Source organism: Pseudomonas sp. LG1D9, assembly GCF_002949995.1.
Lineage (GTDB): Bacteria > Pseudomonadota > Gammaproteobacteria > Pseudomonadales > Pseudomonadaceae > Aquipseudomonas > Aquipseudomonas proteolytica.
In genome coordinates this window covers 5,947,393-5,966,160 of the sequence record NZ_CP026881.1, presented here as the reverse complement: position 1 = coordinate 5,966,160, position 18,768 = coordinate 5,947,393, and the positions used below count along the sequence as shown (strand labels likewise).

General features: G+C 61.7%; 13 protein-coding genes. 11 read left to right on the top strand and 2 right to left on the bottom strand.

The window, feature by feature from the left end; all coding sequences use genetic code 11:
- Positions 1–8: 8 nt before the first annotated feature.
- Complete coding sequence (locus C5F71_RS27295) at positions 9–869, top strand: DMT family transporter (protein WP_243733249.1); 861 nt, start codon at positions 9–11, stop codon at positions 867–869.
- Between the two features lie 359 nt (positions 870–1,228).
- On the opposite strand, the gene narL is transcribed toward C5F71_RS27295, so the two are convergent.
- Positions 1,229–1,876 carry a two-component system response regulator NarL gene (gene narL / locus C5F71_RS27290; RefSeq protein ID WP_029291304.1) on the bottom strand — a complete coding sequence of 216 codons (648 nt, stop codon included), beginning with the start codon at positions 1,874–1,876 and terminating at the stop codon, positions 1,229–1,231.
- Positions 1,873–3,678, bottom strand: a complete 1,806-nt coding sequence (locus C5F71_RS27285) for a HAMP domain-containing protein (protein WP_104912462.1) — start codon at positions 3,676–3,678, stop codon at positions 1,873–1,875. Before C5F71_RS27285 ends, narL begins: the two co-directional genes overlap by 4 nt.
- Positions 3,679–3,988: 310 nt before the next feature.
- Here C5F71_RS27285 and C5F71_RS27280 point away from each other — a divergent pair, with 310 nt between their 5' ends.
- The 10 genes from C5F71_RS27280 to C5F71_RS27235 all read left to right on the top strand — a co-directional run bounded on the left by C5F71_RS27280 (position 3,989) and on the right by C5F71_RS27235 (position 18,639).
- On the top strand, positions 3,989–5,254 hold the full coding sequence (locus tag C5F71_RS27280; protein WP_050492699.1) for a nitrate/nitrite transporter: 1,266 nt from the start codon (positions 3,989–3,991) through the stop codon (positions 5,252–5,254).
- Positions 5,251–6,648 carry a NarK family nitrate/nitrite MFS transporter gene (locus C5F71_RS27275; RefSeq protein WP_070994248.1) on the top strand — a complete coding sequence of 466 codons (1,398 nt, stop codon included), beginning with the start codon at positions 5,251–5,253 and terminating at the stop codon, positions 6,646–6,648. Before C5F71_RS27280 ends, C5F71_RS27275 begins: the two co-directional genes overlap by 4 nt.
- Positions 6,649–6,718: 70 nt before the next feature.
- The gene (locus C5F71_RS27270; protein ID WP_029291314.1) at positions 6,719–10,492 is read left to right on the top strand and encodes a nitrate reductase subunit alpha; all 3,774 of its coding nucleotides are present in this window, start codon (positions 6,719–6,721) and stop codon (positions 10,490–10,492) included.
- 1 nt (position 10,493) lies between these two features.
- Positions 10,494–12,032 carry a nitrate reductase subunit beta gene (gene narH, locus C5F71_RS27265; RefSeq protein WP_029291316.1) on the top strand — a complete coding sequence of 513 codons (1,539 nt, stop codon included), beginning with the start codon at positions 10,494–10,496 and terminating at the stop codon, positions 12,030–12,032.
- Between the two features lie 3 nt (positions 12,033–12,035).
- Positions 12,036–12,791: a nitrate reductase molybdenum cofactor assembly chaperone gene (gene narJ, locus C5F71_RS27260; protein ID WP_029291318.1), complete on the top strand. Its 756-nt coding sequence runs from the start codon at positions 12,036–12,038 to the stop codon at positions 12,789–12,791.
- Positions 12,784–13,461: a respiratory nitrate reductase subunit gamma gene (narI, locus tag C5F71_RS27255; RefSeq protein WP_029291319.1), complete on the top strand. Its 678-nt coding sequence runs from the start codon at positions 12,784–12,786 to the stop codon at positions 13,459–13,461. Before narJ ends, narI begins: the two co-directional genes overlap by 8 nt.
- Before the next feature lie 10 nt (positions 13,462–13,471).
- Entirely contained in the window at positions 13,472–14,368 is an 897-nt protein-coding gene (locus tag C5F71_RS27250) for a peptidylprolyl isomerase (RefSeq protein ID WP_092237027.1), read from the top strand.
- 1 nt (position 14,369) lies between these two features.
- On the top strand, positions 14,370–15,356 hold the full coding sequence (moaA, locus tag C5F71_RS27245; protein ID WP_104912461.1) for a GTP 3',8-cyclase MoaA: 987 nt from the start codon (positions 14,370–14,372) through the stop codon (positions 15,354–15,356).
- Between the two features lie 133 nt (positions 15,357–15,489).
- Entirely contained in the window at positions 15,490–16,542 is a 1,053-nt protein-coding gene (locus C5F71_RS27240; RefSeq protein ID WP_104912460.1) for a YhcG family protein, read from the top strand.
- A 96-nt stretch (positions 16,543–16,638) separates the two neighbouring features.
- Positions 16,639–18,639 (top strand): ribonucleoside triphosphate reductase, encoded by a 2,001-nt coding sequence (locus tag C5F71_RS27235; protein ID WP_029291329.1) that lies wholly within the window; start codon positions 16,639–16,641, stop codon positions 18,637–18,639.
- The last annotated feature ends 129 nt before the right edge of the window (positions 18,640–18,768 follow it).

The window sequence follows — 18,768 nt, the reverse complement described above, 5'->3', positions numbered from 1 at the left end:
GAATGCTCATGCCCCACGCAAAAGTTGTCCTGGCGACCCTCTTCGTCATCCTCTGCTGGGCGTATTCGCCTGTCGGCATCCATATCGCGCTGCAGGCCTATGCGCCCGACAATCTGGCTGTGCTGCGCTTTTTGATTGCTTCGGTGTTTATGGCCGGGGTGGCCTGCTGCAAGGGCATTGCACGGCCCCGGGTCCGGGATTTGCCTTTGTTTGCGGTGTTGGGATTGTTTGCGGTGACGCTGCACCACATCGCCCTCAACTACGGCCAGCGCGGGGTGAGTGCCGGCGCCGCCAGCGTCCTGGCGCAATCGACGCCACTGTTCAGCGCATTGCTCGCCAGCACGTTGTTCAGGGAGCGGCTCGGCGCCTGGCAATGGGGTTGTGTCCTCGGCGGCCTGCTCGGTGCCGGAGTCGTGGCGGTGGGGGATCGCGGCTTGGGCGAACTGGATGGGCATGGCGTGTTGATCCTGCTGGCAGCGGCGTCCTGGAGCCTGTATTTCGCCCTGCAAAAGCGTTACTCACAGCGTTATGACGGACTGACAATGGTGTGTTTCACCCTCTGGTCAGGTACGGCGTTGCTGCTGGTGTATCTGCCCGGATTACCGGAGGAAGTGGCCCAGGCGCCGGTGTCGGTGAACCTGGCAGTGCTGGTGCTGGGCATCTTTCCCAGTGCGCTGGCCTACCTGGCCTGGGCTTATGTACTGACGCACAGCCAGGTCAGTCGGGCAGCGATTGCGCTTTATCTCATACCGCCGGTGGCGATGGTGATGGCATGGGTGATACTGGCGCAGCGACCTTCGATGATGGTGATTGTGGGGACGGTTATTGTTTTGGCGAGTGTGGGGGCGTTGACGGTGAAAGTGCGGTAATGCAACGCCAGAGCGCGCAGCTGCATTCCCTGCGATCACCATAGGTATCTACACAATTTTGCCGCAACGCCTAAATCCAGGCAGATAGGGCTGTTGTGGCGAGCGGGCTTGCCCCGCGCTGGGCGGCGAAGCCGCCCTAAACCCGGCCATCGCGGTTTATCTGAAGAAACGTGGAGGGCTTTTGGGGCTGCTTCGCACCCCAGCGCGGGGCAAGCCCGCTCGCCACAGGGAAGTTCGTCAGTTTCTGAAAGTTGTGTAGATACCTATGCTGCGATCACGCCAGCAAGAACACCTCGGGGTGTCAGTTACCCAACGTCATCGCTAACGACCCTCGCAGGCACGCCAGCTCCCACAAAACCCTACCCAGCCTGGCGCAAATGCTCCATCGCCCACACCGCAGCCTCCACCCGCGAGCGCAACCCCAGTTTGTGCAGCAGATTCTTCACATGCACCTTCACCGTGCCCTCGGTAATCCCCAGCTTGTGCCCGATCACCTTATTGCTGTAACCCCCGGCGATGGTCTTCAACACCTGCCGCTCGCGCTCGGTCAGTTCAACCGCGGCATGGGGTTGGGGTGAGCGCAGGGCCTGGGCCAGCACGCGCGTCAGGCCAGGGCTGATCACCAGGGCGCCGTGCAGGGCATCGCGGATGTACTGGATCAGCAGTTCCGGCTCCATGTCCTTGAGCAGATAACCGTTGGCATCCAGGCGCAGGGCGTCGCGGATGTCGTCTTCGGCATCGGACACGGTAAACAGCAAGACCTTGCCGCCATAGGCCATGGCGCGCAGGCGGCGCAGGGTTTCCAGGCCGTTCATTTGCGGCATGTTGTTGTCCAGCAACACCAGGTCCGGTTGCAACGATTCGATCAGCCCCAGGGCTTCCTCGCCATTGCCGGCTTCGCCCACCACGTGCAGGTCATCTTCCAGTTCGAGCATCTGGCGCATGCCGTGGCGCATCATCGGGTGGTCGTCGACGAGCAGGATGCCGTGGCGGTGTGGGGTGTTCATGACAGGCTACCTTGTTGTAAAGACTGCCCGAGGAATTCCGGGCGAAACAGCAAATGTACCCGTGTGCCTTGGGGCTCGCGGGCAGAAATATCCAGTAGGCCGTGCAGGCTGCGGGCGCGTTCATCCATGATGTTCAGGCCGTGGTGTTCGCGTTGGTCCACCGGCTCGCTGAAGCCGCGGCCGTCGTCTTCAATGCTCAAGCTCACGGTTTCGCCGTGCTGGCGCAGTTGCAGCCAGGCGTTCTCGGCATGGGCGTGGCGCAGGCAGTTGGACAAGGCTTCACGGGTCACCTGCAACAGGTGGATCTGTTCACTGGCTGACAGTTGGAAGGCCAGGGCGTCCACATGCAGGTGTACTTGGAATTCGCCACGGCGCGAGAACTCCTCGGCGGTGTCCTTGAGCTCCTGGACCAGCCCGGCATCGTGGATTTGCAGGCGGAAGGTGGTAAGCAACTCACGCAGTTGCCGATAGGCGTTGTTCAGGCCTTCGCGCAGTTCGCCGGTGACGGTTTCCAGGGTGGCCTTGGGTTCGTCACGGCGCAGCAGGGTCTGCATGCGGCTGACTTGCAGCTTCATATATGACAGCGCTTGCGCCAGGGAGTCGTGCAGCTCGCGGGCGATGATCGTGCGTTCATCCAGCAGTAACAGGCGGTGGTCCTGTTCACGCTGGCGCTTGAGGGACAGCGAGGTGCCAATCAGGTTGGCCAGCGCCTGGATCAGCTGTTTTTCCCAGTCCTGGGGCGCATGCCCGTCGACGAAATGCGCCTTGAGTTCGCCCAACTCTGCGCCCTGGTTGCTGATGCTGAACACCTGGGGCGGGGCCACGTGATGCCGTTCGCAGGTGGCGCAGTCGCCAATGGCGCAGACGTTGCGGCTGTTTTCACCATGCAGCGCGAGCATCTGCTGTGCCGGGGCGAGGAAGTGCCCTTGCAGGCACAGCGACAGGCGCAGGCCCGGCAGGCGCTTCTGGAAGCGCCGGATCAATTCGTCGAGGCCTTCGGCGTTGGCCAGGCGCGTGGCCAGGCTGCGGCTGCTCTCGTAGAGCAACTCGAGGGCGGCGTTGGCTTGTTGCAGGTTGAGGGTCTTGTGCTGCACCTGGCTTTCCAGGGTGCGGTGGGACTGCTCGATGGTTTCGGCCAGGGTGTTGAAGCTCAGGGCCAACTGGCCAAGCTCGTCTTGGGAGCGGTGATTGACCCGGGCTGTGTAGTCGCCCTCGCGAAAGCGTCGCGTTGCATCCACCAACTCCTTCAGGGGCGTGACCACGCCGTACTGCAATTCATACAGCCCCAGCAGCAGGATGATCAGGGTGCTGAACAGCGCCAGGCCCTGGATCAGCTGTTGCCAGCCTTGTTTGTGCTCGCTCTGCTGCTGCAACAGGCTGACGAACTGGTTCAGTTGCTCGACAAAGGCTGGCGCGCGTTCGCGGAACAGGGCGCCGTCGCCACGCTCGATGGCCGGGCGCAGCTCCAGGTTCCAGTGTTGCTGGATCTGCTGGTAGCTCTGTTGCAGGGCGCTCTGGGGGCCGTCTTCCAGCACCGCTTTCAATGACTGGCTGTCCAGGCGCCGTTGCAGGCTTTGGGTGATGGCCTGGATCTCGTCGGCGGGGGCATGGTCGGCGAGTTTCCAGCTCAGGTGGTAGGTCTCCATGCGCACCGAGCCTGCGGTGTTGATGGCCGCGCCGTCGCCCTGGCTGAACCAGGCGATCAGCCCGGCGCTCAGGGAACTGGCCAGGGCCAGGATCGCAATCAGGATCACCGCGACACCGGCCCGCGCGGGCAGGGAGCTGCGCAGCCAGTTAAACATCACGGCGTAATCGAAGGAGGAAGAACAGCAGCATGGCGGCACCTGGCAAGGAAAACAGCATTGAATTCTGCAATCCCTGGCGCACTACCTCTAAAGAGTTGCCGGCGAACCCTCCCACGGGAAAAAGCCGGCACAAGAGACCAATCCATTGATAAATAAAGACTTTCTCTTGTTATTTGGCCTACCTCCTTGGAGGTAGATGGGGCAAGCATAGGCCAATACCCCCCAGGCGGACGTTGATCTGGGTCAAGTTCTGCGAGGACGTCGCCCCTAACCTGCGCTCATGGAATCACTTCTGGGAGCGCAAACCGTGACTCAACCCCGTGTAAGACAAGGCCTGGTGCTGGGCATGAGTACGCTGGCCTTCACCGTGTGCTTTATGGTCTGGATGATGTTCGCCGTCCTTGGCGTGCCGATCAAAGAGCTGCTGCAACTCAACGAAACCCAGTTCGGCCTGCTGGCCGCCACCCCCGTGTTGACCGGCTCCCTGGTGCGCCTGCCCCTGGGCCTGCTGACGGACCGCTTCGGCGGGCGCATCGTGTTCTTTGTACTGATGCTCACCTGCGTGCTGCCGCTGTACCTGATCACCTATGCCACCGCCTTCTGGCAATTCCTGGTGCTGGGGCTGTTTGTCGGCCTGGCGGGCGGCTCGTTCTCGGTGGGCATCGCCTATGTCGCCAAGTGGTTCGACAAGGACAACCAGGGCTTTGCCATGGGCGTGTTCGGTGCCGGCAACGCCGGGGCGGCGGTGACCAAATTTCTTGCGCCGGCCCTGATCGCCCTGGGTACCTGGCACCTGGTGCCGAAGGTGTTCAGCGCGATCCTGTTTATCACCGCGCTGCTGTTCTGGTTCCTCACCAGCGAAAACAAGGCCCACCGCAATGCCAGTGGCGCGACCTTTCGCGAGCAGTTGCTGTGCCTCAAGGACCCGGCCGTGTGGCGCTACTGCCAGTACTACTCGATTGTCTTCGGTGGCTACGTGGCCCTGGCGCTGTGGGCGACCAAGTACTACGTGCAGGAATACGGCTTCAGCCTGCAAAGCGCCGCGCTGCTGGCCGCGTGTTTTTCCCTGCCGGGTGGGGTGCTGCGCGCCGTAGGCGGCTGGATGTCCGACCGCTGGGGCGCACAAAGCGTGACCTGGTGGGTGTTGTGGGTGAGCTGGATCTGCCTGTTCCTGCTCAGCTACCCGCAGACCCAATTGCAGGTGCAGACCGTCAACGGCCCGCTGGATTTCCATATCGGCCTCAACGCCACCGTCTTCACCATCCTGCTGTTTGTGATGGGCATCGCCTTCGCCTTCGGCAAGGCCTCGGTGTTCAAGTACATCGCCAATGACTACCCGCAAAACATGGGCGCGGTGTCCGGCATCGTCGGCCTGGCCGGGGGGCTGGGTGGCTTCGTGCTGCCGATCATGTTCGGCGCCCTGGTGGACCTCACCGGCGTGCGCTCTTCCTGCTTCATGTTGATGTACGGCGTGGTCTGGGTCTCCCTGACCTGGATGTACTTCAGTGAAATCCGCAAGCAACCGCTGCTCGGTAAAGCGGTGGCCCAGCCTCTCCAAGGAGAATCCGCATGACTATCGCGCAAAAGCCCAATTCGGGCCCGGTGATCCACGACTGGCGCCCCGAAGACCCTGCATTCTGGGGCGCCAGCGGCAAACAGACCGCGACCCGCAACCTGTGGATCTCGATCCCGGCGCTGCTGTTGGCCTTCGCTGTATGGATGGTATGGAGCACGGTAATCGTGCGCCTGAACGCCATCGGCTTTAGCTTCACCACCGATCAGCTGTTCTGGCTGGCCGCCTTGCCGGGCCTGTCCGGTGCCACCTTGCGCGTGTTCTATTCGTTCATGGTGCCGATCTTCGGTGGCCGCCGCTGGACCGCCCTGAGCACCGCGTCGCTGCTGATTCCCTCGTTGTGGATGGGCTTTGCGGTGCAGGACCCCAGCACCTCCTACAGCGTATTTGTGCTGATCGCGCTGCTGTGCGGTTTCGGCGGCGGCAACTTCGCCTCGAGCATGTCCAACATCAGCTTCTTCTACCCCAAGTCCCAGCAAGGCACGGCCCTGGGCCTGAACGCCGGCCTGGGTAACCTCGGCGTGTCGGTGATGCAGTTCTGCGTGCCGCTGGTGATCACCTTTGGTGTGTTCGGCCTGCTCGGTGGTCAGCCGCAGACCCTGGAAGACGGCAGCCAGTTGTGGCTGCAGAACGCTGGCTTTATCTGGGTGCCGTTCATTATCACCGTGACCCTGTTTGCCTGGTTCGGCATGAACGACCTGTCCAGCGCCCGTGCTTCGTTCAGCGAGCAGGCAGTGATCTTCAAGCGCAAGCACAACTGGCTGATGTGCTGGTTGTACCTGGCGACTTTCGGTTCCTTCATCGGCTTCTCGGCCGCCTTCCCGATGCTGATCAAGACTTCGTTCCCGGACGTCAACGCTTTGAAATTCGCATTCCTCGGCCCCCTGGTAGGCGCCCTGGTACGCCCATTGGGCGGCTGGCTGGCAGACAAACTGGGCGGTGCGCGGGTGACCCTGTGGAACTTCGTGCTGATGATCGTGATGGTGTTTGGCGTCCTGCACTTTCTGCCACTGAACGGCCAGGGCGGCAGCTTCTACGGCTTCCTTGGCCTGTTCATGCTGCTGTTCATCACCACTGGCATCGGCAACGGCTCCACCTTCCGCATGATCCCGGTGATCTTCCGCACCCAGCATGAAAAAGCCAGCGCCGGCAAACCTGCCGCCGTGCGTGAGCAAGCCCTCAAGGATGCGACCAAGGAATCGGCAGCCGTGCTGGGCTTCAGTTCGGCCATGGGCGCCTTCGGTGCGTTCTTCATTCCCAAGACCTTTGGCTCGTCCATGGCCTACACCGGCAGCCCGGCATTGGCCTTCTACATGTTCGTCGGCTTCTACCTGAGCTGCATTGTCGTGACCTGGTGGTGGTATGCGCGCAAAGGCGCCGAGACCCCCTGCTGAGTCGACCCCGAATTCAAACCTTGCGTGGGCGGGGCACAGAACCCCGCAGCAAGCCTGAGAGGAAAGCACCATGAGTCATTTACTCGATCAACTGCGGTTCTTCAATCGCAAGCAAGACGAATTCTCCGAAGGTCACGGCGAGACCCGCAAAGAGTCCCGCGACTGGGAGAACGTCTACCGTTCGCGCTGGCAGTACGACAAGATCGTGCGTTCCACCCACGGGGTGAACTGCACCGGCTCGTGCTCGTGGAAGATCTACGTGAAGAACGGCCTGATCACCTGGGAAACCCAGCAGACCGATTACCCGCGCACCCGCAACGACTTGCCCAACCATGAGCCGCGCGGCTGCCCCCGTGGCGCGAGCTACAGCTGGTACATCTACAGCGCCAACCGCCTGAAGTACCCGAAGATCCGCAAGCCATTGCTCAAACTGTGGCGCGAGGCGCGCCTGACCCTGTCGCCGGTCGAGGCTTGGGCGAGCATTGTCGAGGACAAGGTCAAGGCCGACTCCTATAAAAGCAAACGCGGCATGGGCGGCTTCATCCGCTCCAACTGGGATGAAGTCAACGAGATCATCGCAGCGTCCAACGTCTACACCATCAAGCAATATGGCCCGGACCGCATCGTCGGCTTCTCGCCGATCCCGGCCATGTCCATGGTCAGCTATGCCGCCGGTTCCCGTTACCTGTCGTTGATTGGCGGCGTGTGCCTGAGTTTCTACGACTGGTACTGCGACCTGCCACCGGCCTCGCCGATGGTCTGGGGCGAGCAGACCGACGTGCCGGAATCGGCCGACTGGTACAACTCCAACTACATCATTGCCTGGGGCTCCAACGTCCCGCAGACCCGTACCCCAGACGCGCACTTCTTCACCGAGGTGCGCTACAAGGGCACCAAGACCGTGGCCATCACCCCCGACTATTCGGAAGTGGCCAAGCTTACCGACCTGTGGCTCAACCCTAAGCAGGGCACTGACGCCGCGTTGGCCCAGGCGTTCAACCATGTGATCTTCAAAGAATTTCACCTGGACAAGCCCAGCGCGTACTTCACCGACTATGCCAAGCGCTACACCGACTTGCCCGTGTTGGTGATGCTCAAGCCCATGACCGGCTTTGCCCCGGGCGCAGGCTTCCAGCCCGACCGCTTTTTGCGCGCGTCGGACCTGGTCGACAATCTGGGCCAGGACAACAACCCGGAATGGAAAACCATCGCCCTCGACGAGAGCGGCGAACTGGTCTCGCCACAAGGCGCCATCGGCTATCGCTGGGGCGAGAAGGGCAAGTGGAACATCCTCGCCAAAGAAGGCGGTGAAGGCCGCGAGATCGACCTGAAACTGAGCCTGATCGGCGATGACGTCGCCGAAGTGGCGTTCCCGTATTTTGCCGGTGAAGCCCACGACTACTTCCAGCACGTGGCCGGCGATGCCGTGCAGTTCCGTCGGGTGCCGGTGCACAGCGTGACCCTGGCTGATGGCACGGTGGCTAAAGTGGCGACGGTGTTCGACCTGTCCGCCGCCAACCTGGCCATCGACCGTGGCCTGGGCGGCAGCAATGTGGCCAAGGACTACAACGACGCCAGCGTGCCGGGTACACCGGCCTGGCAGGAAGCAATCACCGGCGTCAGCCGCGAGAAGGCGATCCAGATCGCCCGCGAGTTTGCCGACAACGCCGACAAGACCCGTGGTCGCTCGATGATCATCGTCGGCGCGGCGATGAACCACTGGTACCACATGGACATGAACTACCGCGGGCTGATCAATATGCTCATGCTCTGCGGTTGCGTCGGCCAGACCGGTGGCGGTTGGGCGCACTATGTGGGCCAGGAAAAACTGCGCCCACAATGCGGCTGGCTGCCCCTGGCGTTCGGCCTGGACTGGAACCGTCCGCCACGCCAAATGAACGGCACCAGCTTCTTCTATGGCCACAGCTCGCAATGGCGCCACGAGAAGATGAGCATGCACGACATCCTCTCGCCGCTGGCTGACAAGTCGCAGTTCCCCGAGCATGCCCTGGACTACAACATCCGCGCCGAACGCGCCGGCTGGTTGCCCAGCGCGCCACAACTCAATACCAACCCGCTGCATATCTGCCGCGACGCGGCGGCCGCTGGCATGGACCCGAAAGACTACGTGGTCAAGTCCTGGCAGGACGGCAGCTTGCGCTTTGCCTGCGAGCAGCCGGACAGCCCGGTGAACTTCCCGCGCAACATGTTTATCTGGCGTTCCAACCTGCTCGGTTCGTCGGGCAAGGGCCATGAGTACATGCTCAAGTACCTGCTGGGCACCAAGAACGGGGTGATGAACGAAGACATCGGCCACAGCACCGAATGCAAGCCGACCGAGGCCGAGTGGGTCGAAGACGGCGCCATCGGCAAGCTGGACCTGGTGACCACCCTGGACTTCCGCATGTCTTCCACCTGCGTCTATTCCGACATCGTGTTGCCGACCGCAACCTGGTACGAAAAAGACGACATGAACACCTCGGACATGCACCCGTTCATTCACCCGCTGTCGGCGGCGATTGATCCGGCGTGGGAGTCGCGTTCGGACTGGGAAATCTACAAAGGTATCGCCAAGGCGTTTTCGGCCATGTCGGTCGGCCACTTGGGCGTGGAACAAGACCTGGTCACCGTGCCGTTGATGCATGACAGCGTCGGCGAACTGGCCCAGCCGTTTGGCGGCACCGACTGGAAAAGCGCCGGTGTGGCGCCGGTACCGGGCAAGAACGCGCCAAACATGGCGGTGGTGGAGCGCGATTACCCGAACATCTACAAGCAGTTCTCGTCCCTGGGCCCGATGCTGGAAAAACTCGGCAACGGCGGCAAGGGCATCAACTGGAATACCGATGAGGAGGTCGAGTTCCTTGGCGAACTCAACCACCACGAAGGCGATGCGGGCATCAGCCATGGCCGGCCAAAGATCGACACAGCCATCGACGCCGCCGAAGTGATCCTGTCCCTGGCCCCGGAAACCAACGGCAAGGTGGCCTTGAAAGCCTGGGCCGCGCTGTCGGAATTCACCGGCATCGACCACAGCCACCTGGCGATTTCCAAGGCCCACGAAGCGATCCGCTTCCGCGATATCCAGGCGCAGCCGCGCAAGATCATCTCCAGCCCCACCTGGTCGGGCCTGGAAGATGAGCACGTGAGCTACAACGCCGGCTACACCAACGTCCATGAAAACATCCCATGGCGCACCATCACCGGCCGCCAGCAGTTCTACCAGGATCACCCGTGGATGCAGGCGTTCGGCGAGCAATTGATGAGCTACCGGCCACCGGTCAACACCCGCACCATCGAAGGGGTGAAGGGCAAGCGCAGCAATGGCGAGACCGAAATCGTCCTGAACTGGATCACTCCGCACCAGAAGTGGGGGATCCACAGCACCTACAGCGACAACCTGCTGATGCTCACCCTCAGCCGTGGCGGCCCGATTGTGTGGCTCTCGGAAATCGACGCCAAGCGCGCCGGGATCGAGGACAACGACTGGATCGAGTGCTTCAACGTCAACGGCGCCCTGACCGCCCGTGCGGTGGTTAGCCAGCGGGTCAAGGAAGGCATGGTGATGATGTACCACGCCCAGGAACGCATCGTGAACGTACCGGGTTCGGAAACCACCAAGACCCGTGGCGGCCACCACAACTCGGTGACCCGCGTGGTGCTCAAGCCGACCCACATGATCGGCGGCTATGCCCAGCAGGCCTACGGTTTCAACTATTACGGCACAGTCGGCTGCAACCGCGATGAATTCGTGGTGGTGCGCAAGATGGTCAAGGTCGATTGGCTCGATGGTTCCAGCGGTGATGATCTGCCGCGTCCATTGCCGACCGATATCGAGGAGAACTGAGATGAAGATTCGCTCACAAATCGGCATGGTCCTGAACCTGGACAAGTGCATCGGCTGCCACACCTGCTCCATCACCTGCAAAAACGTCTGGACCAGCCGCGAAGGCATGGAATACGCCTGGTTCAACAACGTTGAATCCAAGCCGGGCATCGGCTACCCCAAGGAGTGGGAAAACCAGGACAAGTGGAAGGGCGGCTGGATCCGTAACGCCAACGGCTCGATCAACCCACGTATCGGCGGCAAGTTCCGCGTGTTGGCGAACATCTTCGCCAACCCGGACCTGCCGAGCCTGGACGACTACTACGAGCCGTTCGACTTCGACTACCAGCACCTGCACACCGCGCCCCTGGGCGAGCACCAACCCACTGCGCGCCCGCGTTCGGTGGTGTCGGGCAAGCGCATGGAGAAAATCGAGTGGGGCCCCAACTGGGAAGAAATCCTCGGCACCGAGTTCGCCAAGCGCCGCAAGGACAAGAACTTCGACCAGATCCAGGCCGACATTTATGGCGAGTACGAAAACACCTTCATGATGTACCTGCCGCGCCTGTGCGAGCACTGCCTGAACCCGGCGTGCGCGGCATCGTGCCCCAGCGGCGCGATCTACAAGCGTGAAGAGGACGGCATCGTCCTGATCGACCAGGAAAAATGCCGCGGCTGGCGCATGTGCATCAGCGGTTGCCCGTACAAGAAAATCTACTTCAACTGGAAAAGCGGCAAATCCGAGAAGTGCATCTTCTGCTACCCACGGATCGAAGCGGGCATGCCCACCGTCTGCGCAGAAACCTGCGTCGGGCGGATCCGCTACCTCGGCGTGTTGCTGTATGACGCCGACCGCATCAGCGAAGTGGCGAGCACCGCCAACGAGCACGACCTGTACGAGAAGCAGCTGGAAATCTTCCTCGACCCCAATGACCCGGCGGTGATCCGCCAGGCCCTGGCCGATGGTGTACCGCAGTCGGTGATCGACTCGGCCCAGCGTTCGCCGGTGTACAAAATGGCCGTGGACTGGAAGCTGGCGCTGCCGCTGCACCCGGAATACCGCACCTTGCCGATGGTCTGGTACGTGCCGCCGCTGTCGCCGATCCAGAACGCCGCCGCTGCTGGCACCGTGGGCATGAACGGGGTGATCCCGGATGTCGATAGCCTGCGCATCCCGCTGCGCTACCTGGCCAATATGCTGACTGCCGGTGACGAAAAGCCGGTCAAGCGTGCGCTTAAACGCCTGCTGGCCATGCGCGCCTTCAAGCGCTCACAGCAAGTGGACGGTGTGGAGGACCTGCAAGTGCTGGCCGACGTCGACCTGAGCGTTGCCCAGGTGGAAGAGATGTACCGCTACCTGGCGATTGCCAACTACGAAGACCGTTTTGTAGTGCCCAGCGCCCACCGTGAAGACGCGATGAGCGATGCGTTTGCCGAGCGTTCCGGTTGTGGTTTCAGCTTTGGCAGCGGCTGCAGTGGCAGCTCCGACACCAATATGTTCGGGGCGAAGAAGGCCAACCGCCGCGACGTGCTGAAAACCGTACAGATCTGGGAGGACTGAGCCATGCGCATTCTTAAAGTGATCTCGTTGCTGCTGGACTATCCCACCGAAACCCTGGTGAACGGCCGCGATGAACTGGAGCAGGCGATTCTCGAATCGCGGGAAATCAGCCCCAAGCAGCGTGGTGCGTTGTTCGAGCTGTTGGAGCTGATCTGCAGCAATGACCTGATGGATGGCCAGGAGCACTACGGTGCGTTGTTTGGCCGCGGTCGCTCGCTGTCGCTGCTGTTGTTTGAACACGTGCATGGCGAGTCGCGCGATCGCGGCCAGGCTATGGTCGACATGATGGCCCAGTACCAGGAGGCCGGGTTTGCCATCGGCGTCAAGGAGCTGCCGGACTACATCCCGTTGTACCTGGAGTTTCTGTCCACCCGCGAAGACATCGAGGCCCGCGAGGGCCTGGCGGATGTGGCGCACCTGCTGGCCTTGCTGGCGGCGCGCCTGGACGAGCGCGAAAGCGCCTATGCCAGTTGCTTCCGTGCGCTGTTGCAGATCAGCGGCGCCGAGCCGCACCAGGCGATTGCCGAGTTGCGCGCCCAGGTTGCCGCCGAAGTGCGCGACGACTCCCTCGAAGCCCTGGACAAGGTCTGGGAAGAGGAGGCCGTGGACTTCATGCAGGCCGAGCAGCAGGACCGTTGCAGCGCCATGCCCAGCGCGCCGGGCAAGGCCCGCGAAGAAAGTGCGGTGCCGTTGCACTGGGTGGATTTTCAGCACGAAGGGCTGGCCGCCGTGCCAGCCAAGGAGGTGGGTAATGTCTAAGTGGAATTTGCTGGTATTTGGCGTGTATCCGTATGTCGCCCTGGCCATCTGCCTGTTGGGCAGTTGGGCGCGGTTTGACCTGTCGCAGTACACCTGGAAGGCCGGCTCCAGCCAGATGCTCAATAACCGTGGCATGCGTGTGGCGAGCAACTTCTTCCATATCGGCGTGCTGTTCGTGCTGGCCGGGCATTTTGTCGGCCTGCTGACGCCGGCGTCGATCTACCACCATGTGATCAGTACCGAAAACAAGCAGCTGCTGGCGATGGTCTCCGGTGGTTTCTTCGGCTTGCTGTGCCTGGTGGGCCTGGTGATGCTGGTCAATCGTCGCCTCACTGATCCACGGGTCCGGGCCACATCAAGCCCATCGGACATCCTGATCTTGCTGGTGTTGCTGGCGCAGTTGGTCCTGGGTTTGCTGACTATCGTTGCGTCGACCGGGCATATGGACGGTTCGGTGATGGTGATGCTCGCGGACTGGGCGCAGAACGTGGTGTTGCTGCGGCCGGTGGAAGCAGCGGCGGCGATTGCCCCGGTGAGCCTGATCTACAAGGCGCACGTGGCGCTGGGCCTGAGCCTGTTTGTACTGTTCCCGTTTACCCGTCTGGTGCACATGGTCAGTGCGCCGATCTGGTACCTGGGCCGTCGTTATCAAATCGTGCGGCAGAAGTGAGGAGAACGTCATGACTACAGGATGCGGATGTGGTGGCGGCAGCGGCGGTGGTGGTTGCAGCTCTTCGGCCAAAGAGCCGGAAGTGGTGGTGGCCGTCGAGCCGCAACTGATCGCCAGCAGTGAACAGGAATGGCCGATTGTCAGCGTCAACGGGGTGCAGATTACCCCCGAGGCGATGGCTCAGGAACTGCAATATCACCCGGCTGAGAGTCGCGAGGAGGCGGTGTTCCTCGCCGCCCGCGCCTTGGTGATCCGTGAGCTGCTACAGCAGCGGATTCGTGAGCTGGGAGTGTTGCTGGAAGTCGGCGCCGGCGAGAACGAAGAAGAGGCAGCGACCCGCCTGTTGCTGGAGCGTGAAGTCAAGGTGCCGGACTGCGACGAGGCCACCTGTGTGCGCTACTTCGAAAGCAATCGCGGGCGCTTTCACAGCGCGCCGTTGCTCGCGGTACGGCACATTTTGCTGGAGTGTGCGCCGGACGACGCCGAGGCGCGGCATGTCGCGCATTCCCAGGCCGAGGTGTTGTTGTTGAGCCTGCAAGAGTCACCGGCCAGCTTTGCCGACCTGGCCTTGAAGTACTCGGCGTGTCCGTCCAAGGCCCAGGGCGGTTCGTTGGGGCAGGTGAGCAAAGGCCAGACCGTGCCAGAGTTGGAGCGCCAATTGTTTACCCTGGCCCCGGGCCTGGCCAGCAAACCCCTGGAAAGCCGCTACGGCTGGCATGTGATCTGCGTCGATCAGCGCATCGAAGGCCAGCCGCTGCCCTACGAGGCAGTCGCCACGGCGATTCGCACCCAGTTGCAGCAAGGGGTGTGGCAGAAGGCACTGGTGCAATACCTGCAAACCCTGATTGGCGCGGCCGATGTACGTGGCATCGCGCTGCAGGGCGCCGACTCGCCGTTGGTGCAGTGACATGAGCCTGGTGGATGGTGTGGGCCGTTCCATTGACTACCTGCGGTTGTCGGTGACTGATCGTTGTGATTTTCGCTGTGTGTACTGCATGGCAAAAAACATGACCTTCCTGCCGCGCCAGCAAGTGTTGACCCTGGAGGAGCTGCAACGGCTGGCGACGGTGTTCGTCAGCCAGGGTGTGCGCAAGATCCGCCTGACCGGGGGCGAGCCGCTGATCCGTCCCGGCATTGTCGAGCTGTGCCGCCACATCGCCGCGTTGCCCGGCTTGCGCGAACTGGTCATGACCAGCAACGGCTCGCAACTGGGCCGCCTGGCGCGGCCGCTGGTGGAGGCTGGGGTCAAACGCATGAATATCAGCCTCGACAGCCTCGACCCCGAACGTTTTCGCGCGATCACCCGCAACGGCGACTTGCGCCAGGTGCTGGACGGCATCGAGGCCGCACGGGATGCCAGGTTCGAGCGGGTCAAGCTCAACTGCGTGGTGATGAAGGGCCGCAACTTTGATGAAGTGCCGGCGCTGGTGCAGTACGCCATCGACCAGGGCATCGATATCAGCTTTATCGAAGAGATGCCGTTGGGGGATGTGGGGCGCTCGCGGGGCGAATCCTTTTGTTCCAGCGAGCAGGTTCGGGCCTTGATTGCCGAGCATCACTCGCTGCTCGACAGCACCGAAAACAGCGGCGGCCCGGCACGTTACGTGCGCCTGGCCCGGCATTCGCAGACGCGCATCGGCTTTATCTCGCCCAACTCCCACAACTTCTGCGCCAGCTGCAACCGGGTACGGATGACGGTGGAAGGGCAGTTGCTGCTGTGCCTGGGGCAGGACAACGCGGTGGATTTTCGTGCGTTGCTGCGCCGCTATCCGTTGGATGATCGGCCGTTGGTGGAAGCGCTGCACAAGGCGCTGCGGGGTAAACCACTGCGCCATGACTTTACCGGGGAGGGCGAGGTGCAGGTGGTGCGGTTTATGAACATGAGTGGGGGGTGAGGAGGTGCTGGAACCCTGTCGAACAGTAGTTCCCGTTGTTTTGTATCAAGGGCATTCCGCTGGCCCGCGTGGCGTTTTTCCGTCGTTACCATTGCTGGTTTCTACAACGGGCAATATCGACAAGGAACCCGGAATGAATCGATCCGCTGACAGCCTCACTACACCTCCTGAGGGATATGGCGACTGGTTGAAGGAGCTGAAAAACCGTACTCACTCTGCCCAGCAGCGTGCATCGCTGGCAGTAAACCGTGAGCTTGTGCTGCTGTACTGGCAGATTGGCCAGGACATCTTGACCCGCCAGGCGCAGCAAGGGTGGGGAGCAAAAGTCATTGAGCGCCTGGCGCAGGATTTGCGTTCAGCTTTTCCTGATATGAAAGGTTTTTCGCCGCGCAACCTCAAGTACATGCGCGCATTTGCCGAGGCTTGGCCGGAACCTGAGTTTGTGCAAGCGGTGCTTGCACAATTGCCTTGGTATCACCAAATAGCACTGCTCGATAAACTGCCCGGCCCCGAAACCCGCCGCTGGTACGCCGCCCAAGCCATTGAACACAACTGGTCACGCAACATTCTGGTCATGCAGATCGAGACCCGTTTGCTGGAGCGCAGTGGCAATGCTGTCAGCAACTTCGAAACCCTGCTGCCCAAGCCCCAGTCGGACTTGGCCCGCGAGTCGCTGAAAGATCCCTATCGTTTCGATTTTCTGGGGCTGACCCTGGACGCGCAGGAGCGTGAGATCGAAAGCGCTCTGATCAGGCATGTCACCGACTTTTTGCTGGAGTTGGGGGCAGGCTTTGCTTTTGTCGGCAAGCAGGTCCTGCTGGATGTGGGCGGCGAGGAGTTCTTCATCGACCTGCTGTTTTATCACTTGAAACTGCGCTGTTACGTCGCTATTGAGCTCAAGGCCGGCAAGTTCAAGCCAGAGCATCTGGGGCAGTTGGGTTTTTACCTCGCAGCGGTGGACGCCCAACTCAAGCACCCGCAAGACAGCCCCACCATTGGTTTGCTGCTGTGCAAAAGCAAAAACAAGATAGTGGCTGAATATGCCTTGCGTGACAGCGCTCGACCCATCGGGGTGGCGGAGTACCAGTTGGTCGGCTCCCTCCCGGCAGAACTCCAAACCAGCTTACCCAGCATCGAACAGATTGAACGTGAACTGGCCCGTGACGATACCTCTACGCAAACTTGACCCTGGTCAATTGCAACCCATCTTTCACTGCGTACCATCACTGCATCTTGTGTCTATACGAACTATTAAATCTATATGTAGTGTTTTGGAGCCCCCATGCAGATCACCTCAAGCCCGCTGGTCAGTACCCGCCTACACAAGCGCGATGGCACCCTCGTAGCCTTTGATGCCGAGAAAATCCGCCAGGCGATGATCGCCGCGGGTAACGCCACTGGCGAGTATCAGGACGCCGAAGTCGATCTGTTGTTAGGGGCGGTGCTCGCCCGTCTACGCGGGATTACCCGCCTGGATGTGGAGCAGATCCAGGACAGTGTCGAGCGGGTGTTGATGGACGCCGGGTACTTTTTGGCGATGCGTGCCTATATCGTCTATCGCGAGCAGCACGGGCGCCTGCGCCGGGATCGCAAGACCCTGGTGGAAGTCGCCACCTCGATGAACGAGTACCTCGACCGTGAAGACTGGCGTGTGCAGGCCAACGCCAACCAGGGTTACTCCCTGGGTGGGCTGGTGCTCAACGTGTCGGGCAAGGTCACCGCCAATTACTGGCTGGACGAGGTCTATAGCCAGGAGATCGGCCAGGCCCATCGCGAGGCGGACTTGCATATCCATGACCTGGACATGCTCGCCGGCTACTGCGCCGGCTGGTCCCTGCGCACGCTGCTGCACGAAGGCCTCAATGGCGTGCCCGGCCGCGTCGAAGCCGGGCCGCCCAAGCACCTGGGCAGTGCCTTGGGGCAGATGGTCAACTTCCTCGGCACCCTGCAGAACGAGTGGGCCGGTGCCCAGGCTTTCAGCTCGTTCGACACCTACCTGGCGCCCTTTGTGCGCAAGGACCAACTGACGTTCCCCGAGATTCGCCAGGCGGTGCAGGAGTTTATCTACAACCTCAACGTGCCCTCGCGCTGGGGCACGCAAACGCCGTTTACCAACCTGACATTCGACTGGGTCTGCCCGGAAGACCTGCGCGAGCAGATCCCGATTATCGGCGGCGAAGAAATGCCGTTTGCCTACGGTGACCTGCAAGCGGAAATGGAGCTGATCAACCGCGCCTATATCGAAGTGATGCAGGCCGGCGACGCCAAGGGCCGGGTGTTCACCTTCCCGATCCCCACCTACAACATCACCCATGACTTCCCGTGGGACAGCGAAAACGCCGACCGCCTGTTCGAGATGACCGCGCGCTACGGCCTGCCGTACTTCCAGAACTTCCTCAATTCCGATATGCAGCCCAACCAGGTGCGCTCGATGTGCTGCCGCTTGCAGCTGGATGTGCGCGAGTTGCTCAAGCGTGGCGGCGGGTTGTTCGGTTCGGCGGAGCAGACCGGCTCATTGGGGGTGGTGACGATCAACTGCGCCCGCCTGGGCTACCTGTTCAAGGGCGACACCAGCGGCCTGCTGCAACGCCTGGACCACCTGATGGAGCTGGCAATGGAGAGCCTGGAGGTCAAGCGCAAGGTGATCCAGCACCATATGGACGCCGGCCTGTACCCCTACACCAAGCGCTACCTGGGGACCTTGCGCAATCACTTCTCAACCATCGGCCTGAATGGCATGCACGAGATGCTGCGCAATTTCACTGGCGACGAGGAGGGCACCCATACCGCCCGCGGGCGCGAGTTTGCGCTGCAGGTGCTGGACCATGTGCGCGCCACGTTGCTGCGCTTCCAGGAAGACACCGGCCACCTCTACAACCTGGAGGCCACGCCGGCCGAAGGCACCACCTACCGCTTTGCCAAGGAAGACCTCAAGCGTTTCCCCGCGATCCTCCAGGCCGGCAGCCTTGGCGCGCCGTATTACACCAACTCTTCGCAGTTGCCGGTGGGCTTCACCGAAGACCCATTCGAAGCCCTGGAGCTGCAAGACGAACTGCAATGCAAATACACCGGCGGCACCGTGCTGCACCTGTATATGGCCGAGCAGATTTCCTCGGCCCAGGCCTGCAAGCAGCTGGTGCGCAAGGCCCTGGGGCGTTTCCGCCTGCCTTACCTGACGGTGACGCCGACGTTCTCCATCTGCCCGGTGCACGGCTACCTGGCGGGCGAACATGAATTCTGCCCCAAGTGCGACGAGGTCCTGGCCCTTAACGCCACCTTGTAGGAGCGAGCTTGCTCGCGAAGCACTCAAGTACACCGCGTTTAACCAGGCAGCACGCGTGATCGTTGACGTTCTTCGCGAGCAAGCTCGCTCCTACAGAGCAAGGTGCTAACCGTTTTCCAACCCCAAGGA

What these genes read in the sequence shown, in the direction of transcription:
- C5F71_RS27285 (WP_104912462.1), bottom strand. Translation starts at nt 3,678, where the DNA reads ATGTTTAACTGGCTGCGCAGCTCCCTGCCCGCGCGGGCCGGTGTCGCG.
- narH (WP_029291316.1), top strand. Translation starts at nt 10,494, where the DNA reads ATGAAGATTCGCTCACAAATCGGCATGGTCCTGAACCTGGACAAGTGC.
- C5F71_RS27250 (WP_092237027.1), top strand. Translation starts at nt 13,472, where the DNA reads ATGACTACAGGATGCGGATGTGGTGGCGGCAGCGGCGGTGGTGGTTGC.
- C5F71_RS27270 (WP_029291314.1), top strand. Translation starts at nt 6,719, where the DNA reads ATGAGTCATTTACTCGATCAACTGCGGTTCTTCAATCGCAAGCAAGAC.
- narJ (WP_029291318.1), top strand. Translation starts at nt 12,036, where the DNA reads ATGCGCATTCTTAAAGTGATCTCGTTGCTGCTGGACTATCCCACCGAA.
- C5F71_RS27275 (WP_070994248.1), top strand. Translation starts at nt 5,251, where the DNA reads ATGACTATCGCGCAAAAGCCCAATTCGGGCCCGGTGATCCACGACTGG.
- moaA (WP_104912461.1), top strand. Translation starts at nt 14,370, where the DNA reads ATGAGCCTGGTGGATGGTGTGGGCCGTTCCATTGACTACCTGCGGTTG.
- C5F71_RS27235 (WP_029291329.1), top strand. Translation starts at nt 16,639, where the DNA reads ATGCAGATCACCTCAAGCCCGCTGGTCAGTACCCGCCTACACAAGCGC.
- narL (WP_029291304.1), bottom strand. Translation starts at nt 1,876, where the DNA reads ATGAACACCCCACACCGCCACGGCATCCTGCTCGTCGACGACCACCCG.
- narI (WP_029291319.1), top strand. Translation starts at nt 12,784, where the DNA reads ATGTCTAAGTGGAATTTGCTGGTATTTGGCGTGTATCCGTATGTCGCC.
- C5F71_RS27240 (WP_104912460.1), top strand. Translation starts at nt 15,490, where the DNA reads ATGAATCGATCCGCTGACAGCCTCACTACACCTCCTGAGGGATATGGC.
- C5F71_RS27295 (WP_243733249.1), top strand. Translation starts at nt 9, where the DNA reads ATGCCCCACGCAAAAGTTGTCCTGGCGACCCTCTTCGTCATCCTCTGC.